Below are 19,436 nucleotides of genomic sequence, written 5' to 3'. Positions count from 1 at the left end.
GTCTCAGCGGGAGATGGAGTTGGACACCAGGCCGTAGATCTGGCTAGCTGATGTCAACCGTGGTGGCGATGATGGTCCGGCGGTCGTAGGAGGCCGTGTCTCCGGTCAGATCTACCGTTGCTTCCCTCATGTTGGGGTCGAAGGACGAACCGCCGATCCGGAACGTGAACGTCCCCGGCTCGGTGGTGAGGTCCATATCAAGGCCGTGGAAGGCCAGCCGGCTGGGGTGGACGGTAAACGTGACGGTGCGGGTTTTACCGACAGGGATGGCCACCCGGGTGAAACCGATGAGCTCGCGAATCGGCCGAGCTACAGAGGCAACCTCATCGGTCACATATAGCTGTAAGACCTCGTCGCCTTCGTGTTGGCCGTTGTTGGCGACGGGAACCGAGACGGTGGTGGCTTCCGTTGTCGAACCGGCCACCACTGAAGGCTCACCATATTCGAATGTGGTGTACGACAGGCCGTGGCCGAACCAGAAAAGCGCATCGGTGTCGCGGTCGACGTAACTGCCATAGAACTCTGATCGATCGCCGCGCCGACGCATGTCGTGGTGAAGCGGGATCTGCCCGACATGCAGGGGCAGAGTGACCGGGAGGCGGCCCGACGGGTTCACCTCGCCGGTCAGCACTTGGGCGATGGCCGATCCGCCTTCTTCGCCGGGAAGGATCGACCACATGAGGGCGTTGGCAGCCGAAGACTCGGCACCGAGGGTGTGGACCCGGCCGCTGATCACCACAACCACCATCGGTGTGCCGGTGGCCGCTATTCGAGCCACCAACTGCGACTGCACACCGGGAAGGCCGAGGTCGGTGGCGTCGCGGGCTTCTCCGACGGTTGCGTCAGCAACCAGCCCGGAGCGGGCGCCCACGCAGACGATGGCCACGTCGGCCGACGCCGCGGCGGCGACCGCTTCATCGATACCGGACTCGTCGTCGCCGGTATCGGCGCATCCAGCGGCATGGATGATCTCGGTGTGGGGAAGCGCAGCCCGCAGTCCGTCGAGCGGCGTCACATGGGGGGTGAAGTGCGGTCCCGGGGAGAACGTGCCCCCGGCTTCGGGCAGCTGATCGACCCCCTGCTCCATCCCGAGGGCCTCCATGGCCTCGAGCATTTCTTCACTGCGATTCTGGTAGATGATCTCCAGATGGGCGGGATAGTGGTAGTCGCCCTGGAGGAGACGGGGATCGTCGGCGTGGGGGCCGATGACTGCCAGCTTTGAGATCGAAGGGTTGAGGGGCAGCACCCCATCGTTCTTGAGCAGGATCACCCCTTCAGCCGCGGCTCGGCGGGCCAGCGCCCGCTGGTCAGGAGTGTCGAAAACCGCCAGCGCGGCACCAGCGTCGACGTAGGGGTTCTCGAACAAGCCGAGCTGGATCTTCTGAGCCAGGACTCGGGCACAGGACTCATCGATGATTGACTCGTCGATTCGGCCTTCTCGAACTGCCGCGGGCAGGTGCTTGTAACAGTCGAGTGCCGGCAGCTCGATATCGAGTCCCGCACTGAGCGCTTGGATGGCTGACTCAGTGGGATCTGCGGCGGTCATGTGGTTGAAGTGCAGCTGCATAACCGCGAAGTAGTCGGCCACCACCGTGCCGGCAAAGCCCAGCTCACCCCGCAGGAGATCAGTCAGTATCGCCCGGCTGGCGGCCACGGGCACTCCGTCGATGGACGAATAGCTATTCATGATCGACGCCAAGCCCGCCTCGCGGATGGCGGCTGCGAACGGCTCGGCGTACACCTCGCGGAGCTCCCGATTGCCGAGGTGAACCGGCGCCTGGTTGCGGCCGCCTAGGGAGTACCCGTAGCCCAAGAAATGCTTTCCGGTACACACCACGCCGTTGGCCAAATCGTCGGTCTGGAGCCCCTTCACATAGGCAACGCCCATCCGGGCGCACAGCTCGGGCGACTCGCCGTAGGTCTCTTCCACCCGGCCCCATCGGGGGTCCCGAGCAACATCCAGGACGGGGGAGAGGTTGTGGCGGGCCCCGACGGCGGTCATTTGGGTGCGGATCACCTCAGCGACTTCGGCCATCAGGTCCACATCCCAGGTGGCGGCCAATCCCAGCCCTTGGGGAAAGGTGGTGGCCCCGCGGTGGAGGAATCCGCCGACCCCCTCCTCATGGATGACCGCGGGGATCCCCAGTCGGGTGCGCTCTACCAGCACTCGCTGGATGTCATTGCCGAGTTCTGCTGATTCGTTGGCCAGCAGGCCGGTGCTCGCACCAATGCGGGTTACTTGGCCGATCCCGTCGGCCAGTTGCTCCGCCGCATGGTCAGGATCGAAGGCCTCGTCCTGTACCAGCGCGGTTAGCCAAACCGTCCCGAGCTGGGCCACCTTCTCCTCCAAGGTCATGCGCCCCAGGAGATCGGCAACTCGGTCGTCGATTGCTGCGTTCGGATCGCGGTAGGTCTCGGTCATGGCGTCTCCTCCTGATGGCTTTCTCTGCTTAGCACTTACACAGGCGGAGGCTGTTGCCCTGGTGTGCGTGCCGAATGCCGCACCTACAGGATCTGGCGAAGAATAAGGGCAATTCCACCCGCAAGGGCAACAAGCAGCACAGCGGGGCGGAACCAGGTGCGATCGAGGAAGGGGCGCACGAAGCGCGCCAGGAACAGCCCCAGGATGATGCCAGGAATGAGCCAGCCGATTAGCTCTAATTCGTAGGTGCCGAATTTTCCGGTGGCGAGAAGCCCGATTATGGCGGCAACTGCCGTCATGAAGAAGACCGAGCCCACTGTGCCTCGCAGCGTGGCCGGTTTCATGTCGCTGAAGGTGACCACAAATGGTGGGCCCGGCAATGCGGCAGTCATGCTGGAGAATCCAACCGCCGCCCCGGTGGCGACCTCTATACGTGGCGAACGGACAATCCGCAATCCACAGAGCAGCGACAGCGCACCGGCAGCGGCGAGGCTTCCGACCAAAAGGGCGATGACCTCATCGCTCACTAGGGAGAGCACGACCAGCCCCGCCGCCAATCCAAATGGAAGTCCGATCGCGCAACGGCCTACTGCTTGACGGTCAGTGTGGCTGCGTTCGACAACGACATTGCGCACGCCCACAACTTGGGCGACGGCGATGAGCGGCCCAGGAGCGAAGGCCGGGTCGATGGCCACCAAAGCTGGCCCAGCCACCAGCGCCAAGCCGATTCCCAAGCAGCCTTGAGACACGGCCCCAGCGGCGGAGAAGCCGAAGATGACGACAATTTCGATGGCAGTCAGGGCGAGAATCCGGGATTGGGTTTGACGGTCACACCTTTTTCGGGTCGGGGATGCCGGGGCGGGTGCCCTCTTTGTGCTCAACGAACTCGATGAGATAGCCGTCGAAGTCCTTCACGTAGGCCATGATCACCGGCCAACGGTCGAGATGGGTGGGTTCCATTACCGACTCGCAGCCCGCGTCGATGGCTCGCTGGTAGAGCCGCTCGCAATCACTCGTGTTGATGTAGATCTTCCACATGGCGGTTCCCATATCGATGGGGCCCTCGTTGTCGAGGTGCTGAGCCAACTGGAGTCGGGAACCGCCGTGGGGCGACTGGATGACCGCCTCGAGGGCACCGGGAATTTCTAGGCGGTGCTGGAGCTCGAGCTCGCACACGTCCACCCAGAACTCGAGAGCTCGGTCCATGTCTTCGACGTTGATGCAATATTGGGCGAGTATTTGGGTCATAACGGCCTCCTTGATGGCAATGGTGGCGGGCTACTCGTGATTGCCGGTGTGACAGTACAGTGTGGAACGGCGCTCACGTTGGCGTAAACAAGCCGCAATTCAAGAGGGAGGCGACCCATGCCCAGCCCCGTCGCAGGCGTAGACCAGAGCAACGCCCCTTACATCATCGTCTCATCCGATACCCATGCCGGGCTGTTCGTCGAGGACTATCGGGAATACCTCGAGTCGGCGCTCCACCCCGAGTTCGACGAGTGGCTGGTCACCCGCCACCAACATCGGGCCATGGTCGAGGAACTCAACGGCGAATATGTCGAGCAGTGGGAGCGCGAGAACGAGATCGGACTGAAGGGCGCCTTTGACCCCGAGATCCGCGACAAGACCCTTGATGCCGACGGTGTCGCCGGGGAGATCATTTTCGCCGACGGCGACGCGGTCACCGGCATGGAGGCCCCACCGTTCGGGGCCGGCCTGTCGGCCGGACAGATCACCGACTCGCGGCGCGCCTGGGCTGGAGCTCGGGCCCACAACCGCTGGCTTGAGGAGTTCTGCGCCACCAATCCGCCCCGCCGAGCCGGAGTCGCCCTGGTGCCGATCACCCACAGTATCGACGAAGCGGTGAAGGAGATCGAGGCGCTGGCCGGCAAGCCCGGCATCAGGGGCATCATGATCCCCACTATGTGGCATGAGCACCCTTCGTACGGCCACGAGAGCTACGACCCGGTGTGGGCCGCTTGTGCCGAAGCCGGACTGGTGGTGCACACCCACTCCGGAGAAGCCGACACGCCGTCCTACAACGAGAACATGGCCCAGTACATGCTCGAGGTGGCGTTCTGGACTCACCGACCTCTCTGGCAGCTCCTGTTCTCCGGGGCCTTCGACCGCCATCCCAACCTGCGCTACGCGCCGGTGGAGTGCGGCTCGTGGTGGTTGGGCGACCTGCTGTTCAAGGCCGATGCCATGTTCGGCGGGCGCAACTGGAAGGTGAAGAAGATGAGCTCGCGTACCAAGGGGCTCATCCAGCGGCTGCCTTCGGAGTACATCGGCAGCAATGTGTTCATCGGTGCTTCCACCATGAGCAAGGTGGAGCTGCGGCGGCGCTACATGAACGGCGTCGACGCGCTTATGTGGGGCACTGACTACCCCCACCCCGAGGGAAGCTGGCCCAACACCATTGAGCGTCTCGAAACCGACTTCCAGGAGATACCGGTCGAGGAAACTCGCTTGTTGCTCGGGCTAAACGCGGTGCGGTGTTACGACCTAGACATCGACGGGCTGTCGAACATTGCCAGCCAAATTGGCCCGACTCCCGAGCAGCTCAACCAAGACCTCGGCCTGCGGACCGACCCCAATGCCATACGCGAGGCCCGGTTCTGGTTCGACGACTACAACATCGAGTGGCCTGCTTAGGCTGACCCGTCGAGCGGACGCTAGGGATCAGTCCAGGGAGAAGAGGGGTTCAGGTCGGCCCTGGACGCCGACGTCAAGAGCAAGCAATTCCCCGGGCTGAAATCCGTCTCGACCCGGCTCGGAGGGCACGGTGCCGCCGGCCCCGATTGTGGTGACAAACAAGGTTGAGAGATCTGAGCCTCCAAAGGCGGGCATTGACGGCTTCTGCACTGGCAGCTCAATGCGACGGTCGACCACGCCTTCTGGGGTTACCCGGATCAATGCCCAGCCATAGACCGAAGCCGACCAGTAGCAGCCGTCGGCATCGACGCAGGCTCCATCGGGCTTACCGGGAAGGCTCGAATAGTCGAGGAATACCCGCTCGTTGGTTGCCTCCCCGGTGTCAGAGTCGTAGTCGAACACCAGAACACGGTCGGTGGGGGTATCGGCGAAGTACATGCGCTGGCGGTCAGGGTCGAATGCCAATCCGTTGGTGACCCCGATGTCTGAACGCAGGGTTGTGGCATCTCCGTTGGACTCAACGCAGTAGAGAGCCCCTGTCCACTCCCCAGCATTGGTGTCGGCGTACATCGAGCCGACCATGTACCGGCCGGCAGGGTCGCACCGGCCGTCGTTGAGCCGGTTGCCGGTGCCTGCCTCCTCAAGCTGACGCCAACTAACGATGTCGCTGGTAGCCCAATCGAGTACCACCAGTTCATGCTCGCTGGCCACCAGCAACCGGTTGGGATCGGTGGTTAGGACGAATGATCCAGGACGTCCGGGAAGTGCCCTCGACATGGTGGCACCGGAGGATGGGTCCAACCGATGGATGGCACGGCCATCGATATCGGCCCAGTACAGCACCTGGTCACGCTCACTCCACACCGGGCACTCTCCCAATGCCGCAGGGGCGTGGCCGACAGCCTCGATCATGATCATGGAGCCCTCCGGCGTTGACAGCTTGACGACGTATTCATATCCTCCCACCAGATTGACCAGCAAAGCCGGAGAAACAGTGAAGGGATTCGACCCCAAATTCAGCGATCCACCCGACTACATCCTGGGGATCACCAAGGAGATCTGGGAGGACCGCGGCGTTGACGCCCTCCATCGCTATTACGCACCCAAAGTCACCGTCCGCTCACCCGATGGGGTGGTCGTCGGAAACGAGGAAGTGATCAGCGCGACGTTGGCCACCCTTGCTGAGTTTCCGGACCGGCAGCTTCTCGGTGAAGACGTCATCTGGAGTGAGGACGAAGACGGCGGGTTTTTGTCCTCGCATCGCATCTTCTCCACGGCAACCCATCTCGGCAACGGTGCCTATGGACCGGCCAGCGGGGTCCGCTTGGGCTATCGGATCATCGCCGACTGCGCTTGTCGGGAAAACCAGGTCTACGACGAGTGGCTCATCCGCGACCAGGGGGCGATTGTCCGCCAGCTGGGAATAGACCCGAAGCGATTCGCCGCCGACCAAATTGCCAACAAAGGTGGCGTTGATCAGGCACAACACCCCTTCACGCTTAGGGCCGACCGAGAAGCCCTCTATAGGGGAACCGGCAATGATCACGAGTTTGGCCACCGGTACGCCGAGGCGTTGAATCAGATCATGCAGGGCCGTTTAGCCGTGGTTCCCGAAGCATTTGATCGGGCGGTCAATCTTGAATTGCCTGGTGGGGAGACTGGCCATGGTTGGGGTGACGCCGATGCCTTCTGGCTCGGGCTGCGCAGTGCTCTCCCCGATGCCTTATTCCGCATTCACCACCAGATCGGGCGAAGCGATGCCGGCATGGCACCCAGGGCTGCGTTGCGCTGGTCGCTGGACGGCACTCACGATGGCTGGGGGGCGTTCGGAGCACCAACCGGCGCACCAGTCCACGTCATGGGCCTGAGCCACGCCGAGTTCGGCCCTTGGGGACTAAGGCGCGAATACGTCCTGTACGACGAGACCGCAATCTGGAAGCAGATACTGCTGCACACCGGATGATCCACTGGATGGTTCCGGCGGTTTGACACAATGACTACGTATTCATAAGGTCTCGATCCGTGGGGGCCAAGCCAGGGGAGGCATCCTCTGCCGAGGTGCGGAACCAGCAGCAAGCCAACCGACGGGTGACGTCGGTAGATGTGGCTGCGGAGAGCGGCGTTTCTCAAGCCACCGTCGCCCGTGTCTTCTCTTCACCGGAGAAGGTCTCGCCCGCCACCAGGGAGAAGGTCCGCTCCGCGGCGGAGCGATTGGGATATGTGCCCAATGCCATCGCTCGCAGCCTCAAGTCACAGCGGACCAACATCGTGGGGGCGGTGGTTCCGGCCTATGGCGAATACTGGCAGAACGTGCTGGCTGAGTTTTCCCGCCAGTTGGCCCAGCGCTCATACCAGCTCCTGTTGTTCAGCTTCGCCAAGCCAGAAGATGTTGACGGCGCGCTGGCCTCTGTAGCCCAATACCGCCTCGACGGAGTGATCCTGGCGTCGGCGACCATCGGTCAGGCCCAACTGGGCAGAATGCAGTCTTCGCCTCTGCCCTCGGTGGCCTTCAACCAGCCTGCTGCTGAGGGCTTGGTTCCGTCAGTCTCGGTCGACAACGAGGTGGGTATGGCCGAGTTGGCCCAGCATCTGGTTGACATGAAAGTGGGCACTGCGTTGTACATCGGCGGGGTGTCGTCGGTGTCAACCGATCAGGTGAGATACCGGGGCGCAGTGCAAGCCCTCGCGGAGCACGGCGTGGCGTGTCCCTATATGGAGGCCGGTGCCTATACCTACGATGCCGGCTACAAGGCCGCTGGCGAGTTGGCTCAGCGAGACAATTTGCCCGAAGCGGTGATGGTCGGCAGCGACGAGGTGGCGTTCGGGGTGCTCGACGGCTTGGAAAATGCAGGTATATCCGCTCCTCGTGACCTGCTTCTCACCGGTTTCGATGGGCTGCCACAGGCAAGTTGGGCCGGCTACGACCTCACCACCCTGGTCCAAGCCACAGACGTGCTCGTAGCCCAGGCAATCGACGTGCTGCTCGATTCCAACAGCGCCGCCGACCGGCCGGCCTCAGTCGTGGTGCCGGGGACCATTCGCTACGGAATGACTACGAAGAAGTCCGATGGCTGAAGTCCTGAAAGACGCGGCGGCCAAGACCGCGCATGGCACCGACCCAGAACTGGCTGAGCGAGTCCGCCTCCTGATCGCGGACATCGAAGCTAGGGGCGAAGCGGCGGTAAGGGAGATGTCTCGAGACTTCGACAGCTGGGAACCAGAGCAATTCCAGTTGGCCCCTGAGCGAATCGAAGAGGTCGTTGCCAGCGTCGACCCGGGCACACTCGACGATATCCGCTTTGCCCAAACTCAGATCCGAAACTTTGCCCAGTCCCAGCTCGACTCCATCGGCAACACCGAGGTCGAGACCATGCCTGGAGTGATATTGGGTCACAAGAGCATCCCGGTCGGCTCCGTCGGCGCCTACGTGCCGGGCGGGCGCTATCCGATGGTGGCATCCGCCCATATGAGCGTTCTCACGGCCAAAGTTGCCGGAGTTCCGAGGGTTGCAGCCTGCACGCCGCCAATCAATGGGGGAGTGCCCGCAGAGACGATAACGGCGATGCATCTGGCCGGTGCCGATGAGATCTACCTATTGGGAGGAGTCCAGGCAGTCGCGTCCTTAGCGTTGGGCACGGAGTTCTTGGATCCCGTTGACGTTCTGGTCGGTCCCGGAAATGCCTTTGTGGCTGAGGCCAAGCGACAACTCTACGGCAGAGTCGGGATCGATCTTCCGGCTGGCCCTACCGAAACGCTGCTGTTGGCCGACGAAACCGTGGACGGCGAGATCTGCGCCACCGATCTTCTGGGCCAGGCCGAGCACGGCCCAACCTCACCCGCGGTGTTGCTTACTACATCGCGCGAACTCGGGCTTGAGACTCTTGCTGAAGTTGATCGCCAGCTCGAAACCCTGCCAACGGCTGACATCGCCTCGCAGGCATGGGCTGACTACGGGCAGGTCATCGTCTGCGATGACAAGGCCGAGATGCTGGCCATGGCGAATGACTTGGCGTTCGAGCACGTACAGGTCATGACATCCGATGACGACTACTTCTTCGAGAACATGACGAACTATGGCGCCCTGTTTCTGGGTCCGATGACCAATGTGTCCTATGGCGACAAGGTGATCGGCACCAACCACACGCTGCCCACCCAGGGCGCGGCGCGATACACCGGTGGCCTGTGGGTGGGGAAATTCATCAAGACCGTGACCTACCAGCGGGTTACCGACCCAGAATCCAGCGTCCTAATCGGGGAATATTGCAGTCGGCTGTGCGCGATTGAGAACTTCGCCGGGCATCAGGCTCAGGCTGATATCAGGGTCAAGCGGTACGGCGGGGCCGATTCATGAGCGAATCCATGAGCCAGGCCGCGGGCCGCGTCATGAAAACAGCGGTGGTTACTGGAGCCAGCGGCGGGATCGGCTCCGCAATCACGCGGCGTCTCGCAGCCGAGGGATTTGCCGTGATCGCTGGCTACCATCGTGCGGTCGAAAGAGCTGATTCGCTGGTGGCCAGCCTGCCTGGCCAGGGCCACCGAGCCGTGCGGATCGCAGTAGACGAGCCGCAATCCCTGGCCGAATTGTCCCAGTCCCTGGAGGAGTCGCCTGGATCCTTGGACTTGCTGGTCAACTGCGCCGGAATGACCAGGTCTGTTCCCCATGACGACCTCGACGCACTCGACGACGCCACTATCGACGAGATCTTCACCATCAATTGGCGGGGTCCGTTTGCCGCTGTCCGCGCTCTGCGGCCGCTCTTGGACAAGGCCGACAGTGCCGTCGTGGTCAACATCTCCTCAGTGTCTGGCGTCACTGGCCAAGGATCCAACGTTGCCTACTGCGCATCGAAGGCCGCTCTCGACAGCATGACCAGGTCGTTGGCCCGGGCGCTAGCCCCTTCGATTCGAGTGGTGTCGGTGTCGCCAGGGTGGGTTCTTGGCGAATATGCCGATCAAGTGCCTTCTGCGTACCTCGAAGCTCAGCGCAGCGGCACACCGCTGGGCCGTCTGGCCACTGCCGATGACGTGGCTTCAGCAGTTAGTGCTGTTGTACAAGATCTGCCCTTCACCACCGGCGCAATCATCAGCGTTGACGGGGGCCGACCCCTGGGGGTCACATGAGAGCTCCCGTTGTCGTCCGAGCCGAAGACTTCGCCCGTCGGGTGATTCAGCCGTCTGACTTTGTGGCCGACACAGAGGCTTTCGTCGACGTGCGACTACCCCAATCAGCGGGCAAGGCCAGCTACTCGTTTATCGGGCCGGGCGTTTCCCAGAACGATGCCCAAACGGTCAATCTCACCGAACTCCATGGATTCCAAATCGGCGCGGCGAGCATGGGCCACGGAGTGGTCAATAACCAGCATCTCCATTTCACCGCCGAGGTGCTCATCTGCACCCGAGGCCATTGGAAGGTGAACATCGGCGAACACGCCGAGCAGCACTTGGAGATCGGACCCAACACAATTTTCTCCGCCCCCAATTGGGTGTTCCGGGGCTTTGAGAACATCGGGAGCGACGACGGCTGGCTATTCACGGTGTTGGGCGGCGACGACACCGGAGGCATCATCTGGGCCCCCGACGTACTTCGAGATGCGGCCCAAACCGGCCTATACCTGCGCACTGACTATTCGTTGCTGGATACTGCCAATGGAGAGCCCCCTGAAGACGTGGTGCTTCCGTTGAATGCTGAGTTGCTTGCCGGGGTGGACACCTATAGCGATACGGAACTCGCCGCCCGAACGGTGAGGATGGAGGACCTCCAGTGGTCAGACAAGGCATTGCTCTCCAGCGTGCTGGGCGACCACACCACCGCTTTGGCGCCGGTTATTGGCTACGGCCTGACTGAGGATCGCCGCCATCGAACGCCGATCAGCACACCTCACGGCTTCTCGGTGGAATGGCTTCGGGTGGCGCCTGGGTCCAGTACCGGTGTCCACAGCCTCGATCACAGCCAGGTGGTGCTGGTTGGCGAAGGCCAATGGGAGATTGCCGTCAACCGAGGCGATGACGTAGTCAGCGCCAATCCGACGGAAGGCTCGGTGGTGTCGATTCCCCCTTCTGCCTGGAGGAACCTAAAGAACGTCGGCGCGGTAGATGCATTCGCGCTGTTGGTCTGCGGCAGCGACCAGCGAGCTGCCATCCAATGGGATTCAGAGATCGTGGCCGCCGCTGAAGCACTCGGCTGGGGTCACGACGCCGCTGGCTACTTGGCTCCGCTTGCACTTCTCGGAAGGCCACTGCAATGAGCCGACCCACGATCTACCTACGTAGAAAACCAACAACCAAGGAGGGGTAATACCCATGAGCACACACAAGCGCAGATGGTGGCGAATTCTCGCCGTCGTCTTCGCATTCACCCTGGTCGTCGCAGCCTGCGGTAACGACGACGATGACGACACGGCCGAGCCAGCGGCTCCGGCTGCTACTCAGGCTCCGGCTGAGGAGCCCATGGACGACGAGCCGATGGACGACGCTGAGGAGCCCATGGACGACGAGCCGATGGACGACGCTGAGGAGCCCATGGACGACGAGCCGATGGACGACGAGCCGGAAGTCATGCTGATTTCCGACGAATGCGCCATCCCGAATCCCGAGAGCAATTTCGAGATCGACATCATGGGCTGGGAGTTCCCGATCACAACTCAGTACGCCGAAGAGTTGGAAGACTGCGAGGAGGGCAACTACTCGTTCAACTATCAGTTCCTCGACTCGCAAGAGGCCCGCAGCGCCATGACGCAGGACGCGGCCTCCGGCTCGCCCAGCTTCGAGCTCTATCAGGGGTCGAACGCCTTCATCAGCGAACTGGCCAACCAGGGCTTCGTGAGGCCTCTGAACGACTTGATCGACAAGTACCGCGACGAGTTCAACCTCGATCAGATCGACAGCGCTTTCTGGGAGATGGCCACGCTGGATGGCAACATCTACTCGGTGCCCATGGTGTCCAACACCATGCACGTCTTCTATAACGAACCGGCCCTTGCCGAATTGGGCATCGACGTTCCGACCACGTTTGACGAGGCATTTCAGGCTTGCGCCGACATCCAAGACGCTGGGTATGACATCGGCTTCTTGTACATGCTTTCTGCCGGCTGGGCCTGGCAAATTGAGTTCGACAGCGTTCTCGGATCGCTCGGTCAGCAGCCGATCGACCCAGTTACCGGTGCACCCAACTTCAGCACCCCCGAGGGTGTGGAGGCCGCTTCGATCTTGAAGAGGCTGTGGGAAGACTGCGCCCCCAACGCATCCAACTCCTACAGCACCGATGACGTACAAGCTGCCTTCCAGACCGGGGAGGCCATCTTGGGCCACACCTGGGCTTCTCGGGCCGGAGCCATGGACGATCCCGAGGCTTCCACTGTGGTGGGCGAGATCCAGTTCGCGGCTGCGCTCACACCTGGTACCGGGACAGTGGCCGCACCTGCCTACATCGACGGATGGATGATCCCGGCCGGAACACCCGAGGAGAACGTCGAGAAGATCTTCTTGGCCATCCTCGCTGCCACCGACCAGGAGAGCCAGGAGGCTGCAGCTGAGTTCGGGCTTGTGACCCGGACCGGCGTAAGCAATCCAAATGGGCCCCGCAACGCGGCGGCTGCTGAAGCCAGCCTGGTGAATGGTCGAGGCGTCGACCTCACCCACCCCGCGGCCGGCATCGCCCGGGCCAAGCTGGGCGAGGCGCTGGTCAGCATTCTTGACGGCACCCCGGTTGAAGAGGCACTGGCCGCCGCTGAAGAGGCGTATCTGGCCGAAGCCGAAGAACAGGGCGTGCTCTGATCCAAGCGAGGCTGTCGGAACCGACAGCGTAGAATCCCCCTCCGGCGGGGCGGTGGCCTAAGGGCCCCGCCCCGCCTGGGGATTGGGGATTTGCCGCCAAGCCGGCCAAGAGCAGGGGGAAGATGAACAGACGCACCTTCTGGGGATTCACGATACCCAGCGTGGTCGTGATGCTGGCCTTGATGGTCTTTCCACTGGTCACCACGGTGTGGCTGGGCTTCCAGAAGCTGCTGCTGCGCGACCTGAACAACCCTGAGTGGGTCGGATTCGATAACTATTCCGACGTCCTGACCGATTCCGAGTTCTGGGCCGCGTTCCGGTTCACCATGGTGTTCGTGGCCATCGTCGTGCCGGTCACGATGGTGATGGGTTTGGGCGTCGCCCTGCTGCTCGACCGAGTTGGCCGAGGGCGCAGCCTGTACATGGCGGCTCTGCTCCTCCCGTTCATCGTGACCCCGGTGGTGGGCTCTTTGGTCTACAAGGACCTGTTCGAGCGGGGCGGGCTGCTCTCGTGGCTCTGGGAGGTGGTCACCGACGATCCCTTTGCGGTCAACGCTGGGAACGTGAAGTGGCTCATCATCATCCAATCGATTTGGTACATCATGCCGTTCGCCATGATCACGTTCTTCGCCGGTCTCCAGACACTTCCCCAGGAGCGGGTGGAGGCAGCGGCCATCGACGGGGCCAATTTCCTCCGGAACCTGTGGCATGTGATCTTGCCCCACCTCAAGGTGCTCATCTTGTTCGTGGGATTGATCTCGATCATGGACGCCTATCGGGTGTACGACCAGGTGTTCGTGTGGACCGGGACCAGGTTCACCGACGCCCACACCCTGTCGGTCTACAACGTGCGGGTGGCCACCGCCTTCGACATCGGGAGGCTGGGCAAGGGCAACGCCATCGCGGTTCTCAACGTGATCGGCATCTTTGTGGTGCTGATCCCGTTCTTGTGGCGCAGCTACAAGGATCAGATTGCGGAGAGGACCTGATCGCCGTGCGCCGCTCCAGCACCCTTTCCCGAATCGGGCTCCACGCCACCATGTTGGTGCTGGTGGTTTGGAGCATCCTGCCGTTCATTTGGACGTTCCAGACCTCCATCAAGTTCACCCGCGATGTGGCCGCCAAAGAGCCCGTGCTGTGGGGCTATGAGACCACTGCCAACGCCTATCGGGCCTTTTGGTTGGACGAAGACGACATCAATATGTGGAGCGTCTTGGTCTACATCCTGGTGGTGGCAGTGGTTTGCCTAATCTTGGGCCAGATCGGCCGCCGGGTTCGGCACAGTTGGCCGTGGTTCACCGCAGCAGTTGGAGTGATATTCGTTGCTTTGTGGCGGTTCCCGAAGGTCTGGGAGGTCAACGACGAGTACGACTTCTTGATCAACAGCATCGTGGTCACCGTTCTCACCATGCTGATCTCGTTGTCCATTGGGCTATTGGCTGGCTACGGACTCGCTCGGTACACCGGTATTTCCGGAGCGGTCATCCTGATTGTGGCGCTCGGCTTTCGGGCGCTGCCCCGTACTGCGTTCGTCCTTCCGTATTTCTTCGGTGCCAAGGAGATCGACGACTGGCTGAACAGCAGCGGCGTCGGTTCATGGGACTTCCCCCTCATTGACTTTCCCGGCATTGATACCCTCCAGATTCTCGACACCCGCCTTGCCATCGTCTTGGCATTGGTCGCCGTCAACCAGCCCTTCACCATTTGGATGTTCCGCAGCTTCTTCATGGAGGTGCCCAAGGAGATCGAGGAGGCGGCCATGATGGACGGGGCCACCCGACTCCAGGCGTTCCGAAGAGTGATCATCCCCATGATGTGGCCGGCCATCATCGCAACCGGCCTGTTCACCATGCTTTTGGCCTACAACGAATACCTGTTCGTGCGAGTGCTGGCCCCGACGGAGTGGACCTTGCCAGTGGCAATCGTGTCGCTCACCGGAGGAGAGAGTTCCAGAACGATCACCGAGGCGGCCGCGGCGTCGGTGTCGATCACGCTGCCCATTGTGGTGGTCATCATTTTGTTCCAAAAGCACCTCGTGAAAGGACTCGGCGCGGGCGCCGTGAAGGGTTGATGTCTGAGATCTTCCAGCAAGCCAAGCGGGTGGTGCTCGACTACTACGACGCGCTCGACTCGGCCCGAGAGGACGAGATCGCCGAGGTGCTCAGCAAACACACCGCGGAGAGGTATAGCTGGCGGGGGATGCACCCGTTTCACGAGATGGCCGGCGCTGACGAAGTGGCCGAACGGTTCCATTTGCCGCTCCGCCGGTCGTTCTCGCCCCTACAGCGCCGCCCTGATGTGTTTCTTGCCGGTGCCAACACCCGAGATCAGTTGGGGGATATCTGGGTGTGCCAGATGGGGCACCTTTTGGGGCTATTCGACCAGCCGTGGCTGGATATTCCGCCCACTCGAAAGATGTGCTTCATCCGCTATGCCGAGTTCCACCGGGTTGAAGGCGATTTGATTCAAGAGACCGCGTTCTTCACCGACATCATCAGCGTGATGCGACAGGCAGGCCACTATCCGCTGCCGCCCCAAACCGGCTCATCGCACATCTATCCCGGTCCCCGCACCCACGACGGGTTGCTTTATGACGCCCAGGAGCCTGCCGAGGGCATGTCCACCATGGCGTTGGTCGACAGGATGATCGACGACCTCATCTGGGCCAATGAAGTGGGGAATAGCCAGGGGGAGAACATCATGCCCCGGTCGGTGTTGGCCGAATCTTGGCACGAGGACATGATCTGGTCGGGCTCGGAGGGCATCGGCGCGGCCTACACCATCGATCGCTATCAGCAGCAGCATCAGCACCCGTTTCGGGTCAACCTCTCAGCCAAGACCTTCAATGGGCATGTGGCCCGGTTTGCCGAGGGGAACTACGCCTGCTTCTTCGGCTGGCCCAACCTCACCGTGACCGCTGATGGAGGATTCATGGGCCTGCCGGGTTCGGGCATTCCGGCTGATATGCGGGTGGTGGATGTTTACCGCCGCGACGGCGACAAGTTGGCCGAGAACTGGGTATTCATCGACTTGGCCAACTGGCTCAATATGCAGGGGCTTGATGTCCTCGGTCGCATGCGCCAGCTCTTGGGCCAAGAGGAATTTCGCAATGAAGACGCAGAAGCACCCGCGTGGGTCCGGCCTGAGTCGCCGGCCCAGAGTGGAGGGGAGTGAAGATGTCAACGGTTACCTTGGACAAGCTCACCAAGATCTACCCCAACGGTTTTCAAGCCATCACCGAGCTGAGCTTGACCCTTGAGGACGGCGAGTTCCTCGTTCTGGTGGGTCCGTCGGGATGCGGCAAATCGACGGCACTGCGGATGATCGCGGGCTTGGAAGACATCAGTTCGGGCGACCTATACGTGGGAGAGCGCCGGCTCAATGACGTGCAGCCCAAAGACCGGGATATCGCCATGGTGTTCCAGAGCTATGCCCTCTATCCGCAGATGACGGTGGCGGAGAACATCGGCTTTCCCCTCAAGCTCCGAAAGATCGGCAAGAAGGATCGCCATGAGCAGGTCTACCAGGCTGCTGAAATCCTCGAGCTCACCGAGCAGCTCGAAAAGAAGCCGGCACAGTTGTCGGGCGGGCAGCGCCAGCGGGTGGCCATGGGTCGAGCCATTGTGCGGCGTCCTGCGCTGTTTCTCATGGACGAGCCGCTGTCGAACCTCGACGCCAAGCTGCGAGTCCAGATGCGGGCCGACATAGCCGGCATACAGCGAGAGTTGGGGGTCACTACTTTCTACGTCACCCACGACCAGGTCGAGGCCATGACCATGGGCGACCGGGTGGCGGTGATAAAGGACGGAATCCTTCAACAGGCCGCTGCCCCCGAAGCGCTCTACGAGAACCCCGACAACGTATTCGTAGCCGCCTTCATCGGTTCCCCCTCCATGAACCTCTACGAAGCGACACTTGCCGAAGCCGACGGCGACTACCTCCTGCGCCTCGGTGACCAGGCCCTCGCAGTGCCCGACCGCGTTGTGGCGGCGCGGCCCGCTCTGCGGGACTACTTGGACCAGCCCCTCGTCGTCGGCTTCCGCCCCGAAGACCTTGAGGACGCCACGGTCGTCTCCGACCATCCCGACGACCAAAGGCTTGATACCGAGATCGCGGTTCGGGAAGCCCTGGGCGCTGAAACCCTGGTTCACTTTTCCATTGCCGCCCCGAGCGTGGACAGCGGAGACCCCGATGCCCTCGACGAGCTCGGCGATGAGGAATCCAGCCGGTGCACGGCCCGGTTCAGCGCGGCTACTCGGGTCCGGGTGGGCGACCGCGTCCGAGTGAACGTATCCACCGAGCGCCTCCACTTCTTCGACCGCAAGACACATCTGGCAATTCGGTCCTGAAGGCAAACAAGCCATGAACGCCAGCGCCGATCGCATTCTCACCACCCATGTGGGCAGCCTGCCTCGATCGGAGGCAGTTACCTCGGGCGTGTTCGCGATTGAGAGAGAGGAGCCCATCGATCGTGACGAACACGACGGGGTGGTGACCGAGGCAGTGAAGGCTGTCGTTGCCCGACAGGTGTCCGCCGGGGTGGATGTTGTGAGCGACGGCGAAATGAGCAAGCTCAGCTACGCCACCTACATCAAGTACCGCGTCTCCGGCTTTGAGGGAGACAGCCCCCGTCGGGCCCCCGCCGACCTTGAGGAATTTCCGACGTTTCTTGAGCGCCAAGCCGCAACCGGGGGCACGCCGACTTACACGCGCCCGCAGTGCGTCGGCCCCATTGAGGTCATGGACATGGAACCGTGCAAGACGGACATTGCCAACTTCAGAGCCGCCTTGGACCAGCATGCTGCGGTAGACGGTTTCATCAACGCGGCATCTCCCGGTGTTATTGCCCTCTTTCAGCCCGATGCGTACTACGGCGACCACGAGGCTTACCTCTATGCCCTGGCGGAGGCGATGAGATCCGAGTACGAGGCCATTGTCGACGCCGGTTTCTTGCTGCAACTGGATTCCCCCGATCTCGGTCTAGGCCGGCACATGATGTTCAAGGGCCGACCCGACGAGGAGTACGAGCGGTTGGCCAGCATCCATGTCGAAGCCTTGAACCATGCCGTAAGGAACATCGACGCCAGCCGCCTTCGGCTTCACGTGTGCTGGGGCAACTATGAGGGACCCCACACTCATGATGCCCCCATGTCCCAAGTGCTGCCGATAGCGCTCAAGGCCAAGCCCCAAGCACTGCTGTTTGAGTCGGCCAATCCGCGGCATGCCCATGAGTGGACGACTTTCGCCGATGCCGACATCCCCGACGACAAGGTGCTCGTCCCCGGTGTCATCGACACCACGACCCACTTTGTCGAGCACCCGGAGCTCATTGCCCAGCGCATTGAGCGGTTTGCAGGAATCGTGGGCCGCGATCGAGTGATGGCCAGCACAGACTGTGGGTTCTCTTCGTTCGCCGGTTATGAGGGAATCGATCCTGAGATTGCCTACACCAAGCTCGAGTCTCTGGCCCAGGGCGCGGCCCTGGCATCTGAACGGCTCTGGTGAGTTGCATCTCCCGTGAGTAGGAGCACCGGATGACCATTCATGACGAGAACAAAGCGGCACTTACCCCGCTGCGAGCTGCTTTGTATCACTGGGTCGATGGGGGAGTACAGCCTGCTTTGTCGAAGACCTTCGTGGCCGATGCTCGAGTCCATTTGGCGTTTCCATTCGAGGATCTCGACGGCCCCGATGGTCTGTGGGATCAGGCGCTCAGCGCATTGGCCTCGGCCATGCCCGACATCGAGCGCCGTGACTACATCGTGATGGCTGGCGACGACGACCAAGACGACAACTGGGTTGGCTGTTGCGGCCACTACACGGGCACGTGGTTGAGGCCGTTCCTGGACATTCCGGCAAGCGGACATCAAGCGGCAATGCGGTACCACGAGTTCTTCCATGTGGTTGATGGGCGCGTGGTGGAGATGCAAGCACTGTGGGACATACCCGAGCTGATGATGCAGGCTGGCGTGTGGCCGATGGGCCCCAGCCTCGGGCGGGTGTGGCCTGCGCCCGGCCCGGCGACTCAAGACGGCGTTCACCGCGGTCCCCGGGATGCGGCAGACTCGCAGGCGAGCGTCGACTGGGTGACGGGCATGCTGACCGACATGGGCCGCCACCCCACAGAACCCGAGCAGGTGATGCGCCTCGACCACTGGTGGCACCCGAAGTTCAGCTGGTACGGCCCCGCCGGTATCGGGACGGGACGAGGAGTAGACGGTTTCCGCAACTGGCACCAGATTCCCTTCCTGGCTGCCATGCCCGATCGCCGCGTCGATTTCAGCAGTGTGAGCCACTTCTTCGGGGACAATGACTATGTCGGGGTTACCGCGTGGCCAGGCATGGCGATGACCGTTACCGGTGATGGATGGCTCGGCATCGCTCCCTCGGGTCGGGAGATAACTATGCGCAGCCTCGACTTTTGGCGGCTGGAAACCGATCCGGCCACCGGCCAGCGGTCTATTCGGGAGAACTGGGTGCTGGTCGACCTGCTACATGCATGGGACCAACTGGGGGTGGACGTCTTTCGGCGGATGAGAGAGTTGGCGCGGCCAAGTCATCTGGCTGAATAGCGCCACTGGCAATG

The 19,436-nt window shown here is 62.1% G+C and carries 16 protein-coding genes and 1 pseudogene; 13 read left to right on the top strand and 4 right to left on the bottom strand.

Annotated features, from left to right (window positions below; genetic code table 11):
* Positions 1–43: 43 nt before the first annotated feature.
* The 3 genes from ACOGXH_RS09175 to ACOGXH_RS09165 form a co-directional block, all read right to left on the bottom strand.
* The gene (locus ACOGXH_RS09175; RefSeq protein WP_419928805.1) at positions 44–2,422 is read right to left on the bottom strand and encodes a glycoside hydrolase family 3 N-terminal domain-containing protein; all 2,379 of its coding nucleotides are present in this window, start codon (positions 2,420–2,422) and stop codon (positions 44–46) included.
* A gap of 83 nt (positions 2,423–2,505) precedes the next feature.
* Complete coding sequence (locus ACOGXH_RS09170; RefSeq protein ID WP_419928804.1) at positions 2,506–3,303, bottom strand: TSUP family transporter; 798 nt, start codon at positions 3,301–3,303, stop codon at positions 2,506–2,508.
* Positions 3,251–3,670 (bottom strand): VOC family protein, encoded by a 420-nt coding sequence (locus ACOGXH_RS09165; protein WP_419928803.1) that lies wholly within the window; start codon positions 3,668–3,670, stop codon positions 3,251–3,253. Before ACOGXH_RS09165 ends, ACOGXH_RS09170 begins: the two co-directional genes overlap by 53 nt.
* A 117-nt stretch (positions 3,671–3,787) precedes the next feature.
* Between ACOGXH_RS09165 and ACOGXH_RS09160 the strand changes: the two genes are divergently transcribed.
* Positions 3,788–5,077, top strand: a complete 1,290-nt coding sequence (locus ACOGXH_RS09160; protein WP_419928802.1) for an amidohydrolase family protein — start codon at positions 3,788–3,790, stop codon at positions 5,075–5,077.
* A gap of 27 nt (positions 5,078–5,104) precedes the next feature.
* Here the strand turns inward: ACOGXH_RS09160 and ACOGXH_RS09155 are convergent, their stop codons facing one another.
* Positions 5,105–6,043, bottom strand: a complete 939-nt coding sequence (locus ACOGXH_RS09155; protein WP_419928801.1) for an SMP-30/gluconolactonase/LRE family protein — start codon at positions 6,041–6,043, stop codon at positions 5,105–5,107.
* A 28-nt stretch (positions 6,044–6,071) separates the two neighbouring features.
* Here ACOGXH_RS09155 and ACOGXH_RS09150 point away from each other — a divergent pair, with 28 nt between their 5' ends.
* The 12 genes and pseudogenes from ACOGXH_RS09150 (at position 6,072) to ACOGXH_RS09095 (ending at position 19,422) form a co-directional block, all read left to right on the top strand.
* On the top strand, positions 6,072–7,040 hold the full coding sequence (locus tag ACOGXH_RS09150; protein ID WP_419930351.1) for an ester cyclase: 969 nt from the start codon (positions 6,072–6,074) through the stop codon (positions 7,038–7,040).
* Between the two features lie 59 nt (positions 7,041–7,099).
* Positions 7,100–8,152 carry a LacI family DNA-binding transcriptional regulator gene (locus tag ACOGXH_RS09145; protein WP_419928800.1) on the top strand — a complete coding sequence of 351 codons (1,053 nt, stop codon included), beginning with the start codon at positions 7,100–7,102 and terminating at the stop codon, positions 8,150–8,152.
* A complete protein-coding gene (hisD, locus tag ACOGXH_RS09140) occupies positions 8,145–9,428 on the top strand; it encodes a histidinol dehydrogenase (RefSeq protein ID WP_419928799.1) in 1,284 nt (427 codons plus the stop codon). The genes ACOGXH_RS09145 and hisD overlap by 8 nt, the downstream gene beginning before the upstream one ends.
* Positions 9,425–10,198 (top strand): SDR family NAD(P)-dependent oxidoreductase, encoded by a 774-nt coding sequence (locus ACOGXH_RS09135; RefSeq protein ID WP_419928798.1) that lies wholly within the window; start codon positions 9,425–9,427, stop codon positions 10,196–10,198. The genes hisD and ACOGXH_RS09135 overlap by 4 nt, the downstream gene beginning before the upstream one ends.
* A complete protein-coding gene (locus ACOGXH_RS09130) occupies positions 10,195–11,322 on the top strand; it encodes a hypothetical protein (RefSeq protein ID WP_419928797.1) in 1,128 nt (375 codons plus the stop codon). Before ACOGXH_RS09135 ends, ACOGXH_RS09130 begins: the two co-directional genes overlap by 4 nt.
* A 55-nt stretch (positions 11,323–11,377) precedes the next feature.
* Complete coding sequence (locus ACOGXH_RS09125) at positions 11,378–12,850, top strand: ABC transporter substrate-binding protein (protein ID WP_419928796.1); 1,473 nt, start codon at positions 11,378–11,380, stop codon at positions 12,848–12,850.
* Between the two features lie 122 nt (positions 12,851–12,972).
* The gene (locus tag ACOGXH_RS09120; RefSeq protein ID WP_419928795.1) at positions 12,973–13,839 is read left to right on the top strand and encodes a carbohydrate ABC transporter permease; all 867 of its coding nucleotides are present in this window, start codon (positions 12,973–12,975) and stop codon (positions 13,837–13,839) included.
* Positions 13,800–14,921 carry a carbohydrate ABC transporter permease gene (locus ACOGXH_RS09115; protein ID WP_419928794.1) on the top strand — a complete coding sequence of 374 codons (1,122 nt, stop codon included), beginning with the start codon at positions 13,800–13,802 and terminating at the stop codon, positions 14,919–14,921. Before ACOGXH_RS09120 ends, ACOGXH_RS09115 begins: the two co-directional genes overlap by 40 nt.
* Positions 14,921–15,940, top strand: a pseudogene (locus tag ACOGXH_RS09110) (nuclear transport factor 2 family protein); the annotation flags it as partial. The gene ACOGXH_RS09115 and the pseudogene ACOGXH_RS09110, both read left to right, overlap by 1 nt.
* An 86-nt stretch (positions 15,941–16,026) precedes the next feature.
* Entirely contained in the window at positions 16,027–17,199 is a 1,173-nt protein-coding gene (locus ACOGXH_RS09105; RefSeq protein ID WP_419928793.1) for an ABC transporter ATP-binding protein, read from the top strand.
* A gap of 13 nt (positions 17,200–17,212) precedes the next feature.
* Positions 17,213–18,355, top strand: coding sequence for a cobalamin-independent methionine synthase II family protein (locus tag ACOGXH_RS09100; protein ID WP_419928792.1), 1,143 nt, complete (start codon positions 17,213–17,215; stop codon positions 18,353–18,355).
* Positions 18,356–18,384: 29 nt separating this feature from the next.
* Positions 18,385–19,422 carry an ester cyclase gene (locus ACOGXH_RS09095; RefSeq protein WP_419928791.1) on the top strand — a complete coding sequence of 346 codons (1,038 nt, stop codon included), beginning with the start codon at positions 18,385–18,387 and terminating at the stop codon, positions 19,420–19,422.
* Positions 19,423–19,436: the final 14 nt, after the last annotated feature.

Source organism: Candidatus Poriferisocius sp. (assembly GCF_965208355.1).
In the GTDB taxonomy this organism is placed as follows: domain Bacteria; phylum Actinomycetota; class Acidimicrobiia; order Acidimicrobiales; family Bin134; genus Poriferisocius.
The sequence above is the reverse complement of the archived record's forward strand: the minus strand, read 5'-3'. Positions and strand labels throughout refer to the sequence as shown.